Genomic DNA, 3754 nt, shown 5'->3' on the forward strand with positions numbered 1-3754 from the left:
GAGGATGAAAATGGCGCTGAGCAGGATACGACCGATCAACGAGGCTGAGGCCTGGGTGACGTCGTTGCGGGTTTGTTCAATGGTGGTTGGTGCAATGTTTGCGGTAGTGGTCATGGCGATATTTCCTTCAAAGGTGGGGCGATCCGAGATGAATCGTCCGAGTGAGGAAATGGTGCGCCCGGCCAGCTAATCTGAATAGCCGACTAATTTCGATCATTACGTTCTAGAAAATAGACAAGCTGATAGACCTCGGCGACGATAACGCAATGCTGAATATGACGAGGGAACAGCCATGATTTCTGACCCGGGCACGCCGACGCTGGATCAACTGCGGGTGTTTCTGACGGTGGTGGAACTGGGCAGTTTCGCCGCTGCCGCACGCAAACTGCACCGCGCGACATCGGTGATCAGCTATTCGATTGCCAACCTGGAACTGCAACTGGGCGTGACCTTGTTCGACCGCCAGACCACACGCAAACCGCAGCTGACCGAGGCCGGGCGCACGGTGCTGGCCGAGGCGCGGACCATTGCCAACGGCGTGCATGGCTTGCGCGCCAAGGTCAAAGGCCTGTTACAGGGGCTGGAAGCCGAGGTGCATGTAGTGCTGGACGTGATGCTGCCGCCGGAGCGGGTGGTGGATGCGTTGAAATCCTTTCGCGAGGCGTTTCCGACGGTTGCCTTGCATCTGCACATGGAGGCGTTGGGGGCCGTGACTGAGCGGGTAATCAATCGCGGTGCAATCATTGGGGTGAGCGGGCCGATGAATGAGGGCATTGATGCCATCGAGAGGATCGGAGCGGGCAACGTCGAGTTGATTCCGGTGGCGGCGCCCCATCATCCCCTGGCTTGCGGTGAGGCGAATACGCCGGGGGCCGGGCGTGAACTGACGCAACTGGTGCTGTCGGATCGATCCGTGCTGACCAAGGATCGCGACTTTGCGGTGCTCAGTAATCGCACTTGGCGTCTGGCCGATCTGGGTGCCAAGCACATGTTGCTGCGCGAGGGAATCGGCTGGGGGAACATGCCGTTGCCGATGGTCGCGGAGGATTTGCAGTCTGGGCGTTTGGTGCGGCTGAACCTGCCGGAGTACCAGAGCGGTATCTATCCTTTCGACGTCATCTACCGCACCGACCTGCCCCCGGGGCCGGCGGCGCGGTGGTTGATCGAGCGATTTGTGCAGCAGAGTTTGCCGGGGCGGGATACGCATCTATTGTGAGAGTCGGCGGTGGGTCAGGCTATAAGGATGTTGGCTGGGATGGCCCTATCGCTGGCAAGCCAGCTCCCACAGGTTTTTTGGTGACTGAAGCAAAAAAACGCTTCTTTGCGGCAATTGCCGGATAATGCCTGGCACACCGACGAAAGCGCCTGAACCCACGGGGAAATCCGGATGACCGCAACATCTGCACGCCGACACTCGTCATGGCTGCTGTTCGCCCTGCTCGCCAGCATCCTGATGCTGACAGCGGGCTGCTCGAGCAAGCGCTACGCCACGGTCGGCTCCAACTGCTACGCCAAAGCGGTGCCCGACAGCGGTGAAGGCGGTCTGGCCTGGGGCGACACCCTGAGCATGGCGCGCAAGAAATCGATGAATAACTGTATGCGCTATGCGAGCCGCTCCGGCGGAACACCGAACACCTGTCAGGTCGTTGTGGCGCAGTGCAAGCGTTAATGCCGGCGGCGAACGGGTATCGAAACGCATCGGGTGCGCTAACCTTCCCTTGAATTCGTCATGAGCCTGCGCAGCCAATCCATGCCTGATCATCAACAGTTGCATCGTGAGGGTTATGCCCTGCTCCGTCAGGCGATTCCGACTCAGTGGCTGGATGAACTGCGTGCAGTGTTCGATGCCGGCGTAAAGCCCTCGGAGCAATGGCCCACGCCGCGCGGTCGCGACTGGCGTCATTCGTTGCTGGACACCCATACGACGATTCAAGCCGTGTGTCGTTTGCCGAAGGTGCTGGCGGTGGCCGGTGAATTGATCGGCGAGCGGTTCTTTCTCGCGCAAGTGGAAGGTCGTGAGCCGCTTGCCGGTGGCGGCCATCAGCAACTGCATCGTGACCTGTCGGCACAACGGCCCGGGGACATGGTAGTCGCCTTGGCGTTTTTCGATGACTACAACGCCGCGAACGGCGCGACCCGCATCGTCCCCGGCAGCCATCGACCTGCGCCGGACGCGCCGCCCCTGGACGTCAATGACGAATCGCAAACGGTGCAGCTATACGGCAACGCGGGCGACATTCTGGTGTTCGATGTCGACCTGGTGCATGCCGGCAGCCTGAATATCAGCGGTCAGCGTCGGCGCTCGATCCTGTTCAGCTATTGCGCCCTGCCGCTGTACGAGTCGCATTTGCTAACTGCGAGCCTGCGCGGGGTGCGGATGGACACGGGTGAACAATTCGACCCTGCGGATTTTGCCTTCCGGGGCCTCTGAATGCCCGAAATCGTCGTACAGCCGCTAAACCTGTGGGAGCCGGGCTTGCCCGCGAAGGCGGCGGTACATCCAGCATCTTCATTGCCTGAATCACCGCTTTCGCTGGCAAGCCAGCTCCCACATTGGAACTGTGTTGATCACCAACCGTGAGCACACCACAAAACCTGTGGGAGCCGGGCTTGCCCGCGAAGGCGGCGGTACACCCAGCATCTTCATTGCCTGATACACCGCTTCGCTGGCAAGCCAGCTCCCACATTGGAACTGTGTTGATCACCAACCGTGAGCACACCACAAAACCTGTGGGAGCCGGGCTTGCCCGCGATGGCGGCGGTACACCCAGCATCTTCATTGCCTGATACACCGCTTTCGCTGGCAAGCCAGCTCCCACATTGGAACTGTGTTAATCACCAACCGTGTGCACGCCACAAAACCTGTGGGAGCCGGGCTTGCCCGCGATGGCGGCGGTACATCCAGCATCATCATTGCCTGACACACCGCTATCGCTGGCAAGCCAGCTCCCACATTGGAATGTGTTAATCACCAACCGTGTGCACACCACAAAACCTGTGGGAGCCGGGCTTGCCCGCGATGGCGGTGGTACATCCAGCATCTTCATTGCCTGACACACCGCTATCGCTGGCAAGCCAGCTCCCACATTGGAACTGTGTTAATCACCAACCGTGTGCACACCACAAAACCTGTGGGAGCCGGGCTTGCCCGCGATGGCGGCGGTACATCCAGCATCATCATTGCCTGACACACCGCTATCGCTGGCAAGCCAGCTCCCACATTGGAACTGTGTTAATCACCAACCGTGTGCACACCACAAAACCTGTGGAAGCCGGGCTTGCTCGCGATGGCGGCGGTACATCCAGCATCATCATTGCCTGACACACCGCTATCGCTGGCAAGCCAGCTCCCACATTGGAACTGTGTTGATCACCCATCCTGTGCACGCCACAAAACCTGTGGGAGCCGGGCTTGCCCGCGATGGCGGCGGTACATCCAGCATATTCATTGCCTGACACACCGCTATCGCTGGCAAGCCAGCTCCCACATTGGAACTGTGTTGATCACCCATCCTGTGCAAACCACAAAACCTGTGGGAGCCGGGCTTGCCCGCGATGGCGGTGGTACATCCAGCATCTTCATTGCCTGACACACCGCTATCGCTGGCAAGCCAGCTCCCACATTGGAACTGTGTTGATCACCAACCGTGTGCACGCCACAAAACCTGTGGGAGCCGGGCTTGCCCGCGATGGCGGTGGTACATCCAGCATCTTCATTGCCTGACACACCGCTATCGCTGGCAAGCCAGCTCCC

Annotated in this window: 3 protein-coding genes and 1 pseudogene; 3 read left to right on the plus strand and 1 reads right to left on the minus strand. The window is 59.9% G+C overall.

All coding sequences use genetic code 11. The features are described 5' to 3' along the window. Positions 1–114 (minus strand): annotated as a pseudogene (locus tag DBR18_RS29285) (LysR family transcriptional regulator); the annotation flags it as partial. A gap of 178 nt (positions 115–292) precedes the next feature. Here DBR18_RS29285 and DBR18_RS15425 point away from each other — a divergent pair. The 3 genes from DBR18_RS15425 to DBR18_RS15435 all read left to right on the plus strand — a co-directional run bounded on the left by DBR18_RS15425 (position 293) and on the right by DBR18_RS15435 (position 2431). After that, positions 293–1216 (plus strand): LysR family transcriptional regulator, encoded by a 924-nt coding sequence (locus DBR18_RS15425; RefSeq protein WP_108590946.1) that lies wholly within the window; start codon positions 293–295, stop codon positions 1214–1216. A gap of 171 nt (positions 1217–1387) precedes the next feature. Further along, on the plus strand, positions 1388–1669 hold the full coding sequence (locus DBR18_RS15430) for a hypothetical protein (RefSeq protein ID WP_108590947.1): 282 nt from the start codon (positions 1388–1390) through the stop codon (positions 1667–1669). Positions 1670–1750: 81 nt separating this feature from the next. Next, the gene (locus DBR18_RS15435; protein WP_108591013.1) at positions 1751–2431 is read left to right on the plus strand and encodes a phytanoyl-CoA dioxygenase family protein; all 681 of its coding nucleotides are present in this window, start codon (positions 1751–1753) and stop codon (positions 2429–2431) included. The last annotated feature ends 1323 nt before the right edge of the window (positions 2432–3754 follow it).

Origin of the sequence: Pseudomonas sp. HMWF021, assembly GCF_003061005.1 — a bacterium.
Classification (GTDB): Bacteria; Pseudomonadota; Gammaproteobacteria; order Pseudomonadales; family Pseudomonadaceae; genus Aquipseudomonas.

What these genes read in the sequence shown, in the direction of transcription:
- DBR18_RS15425 (WP_108590946.1), top strand. Translation starts at nt 293, where the DNA reads ATGATTTCTGACCCGGGCACGCCGACGCTGGATCAACTGCGGGTGTTT.
- DBR18_RS15430 (WP_108590947.1), top strand. Translation starts at nt 1,388, where the DNA reads ATGACCGCAACATCTGCACGCCGACACTCGTCATGGCTGCTGTTCGCC.
- DBR18_RS15435 (WP_108591013.1), top strand. Translation starts at nt 1,751, where the DNA reads ATGCCTGATCATCAACAGTTGCATCGTGAGGGTTATGCCCTGCTCCGT.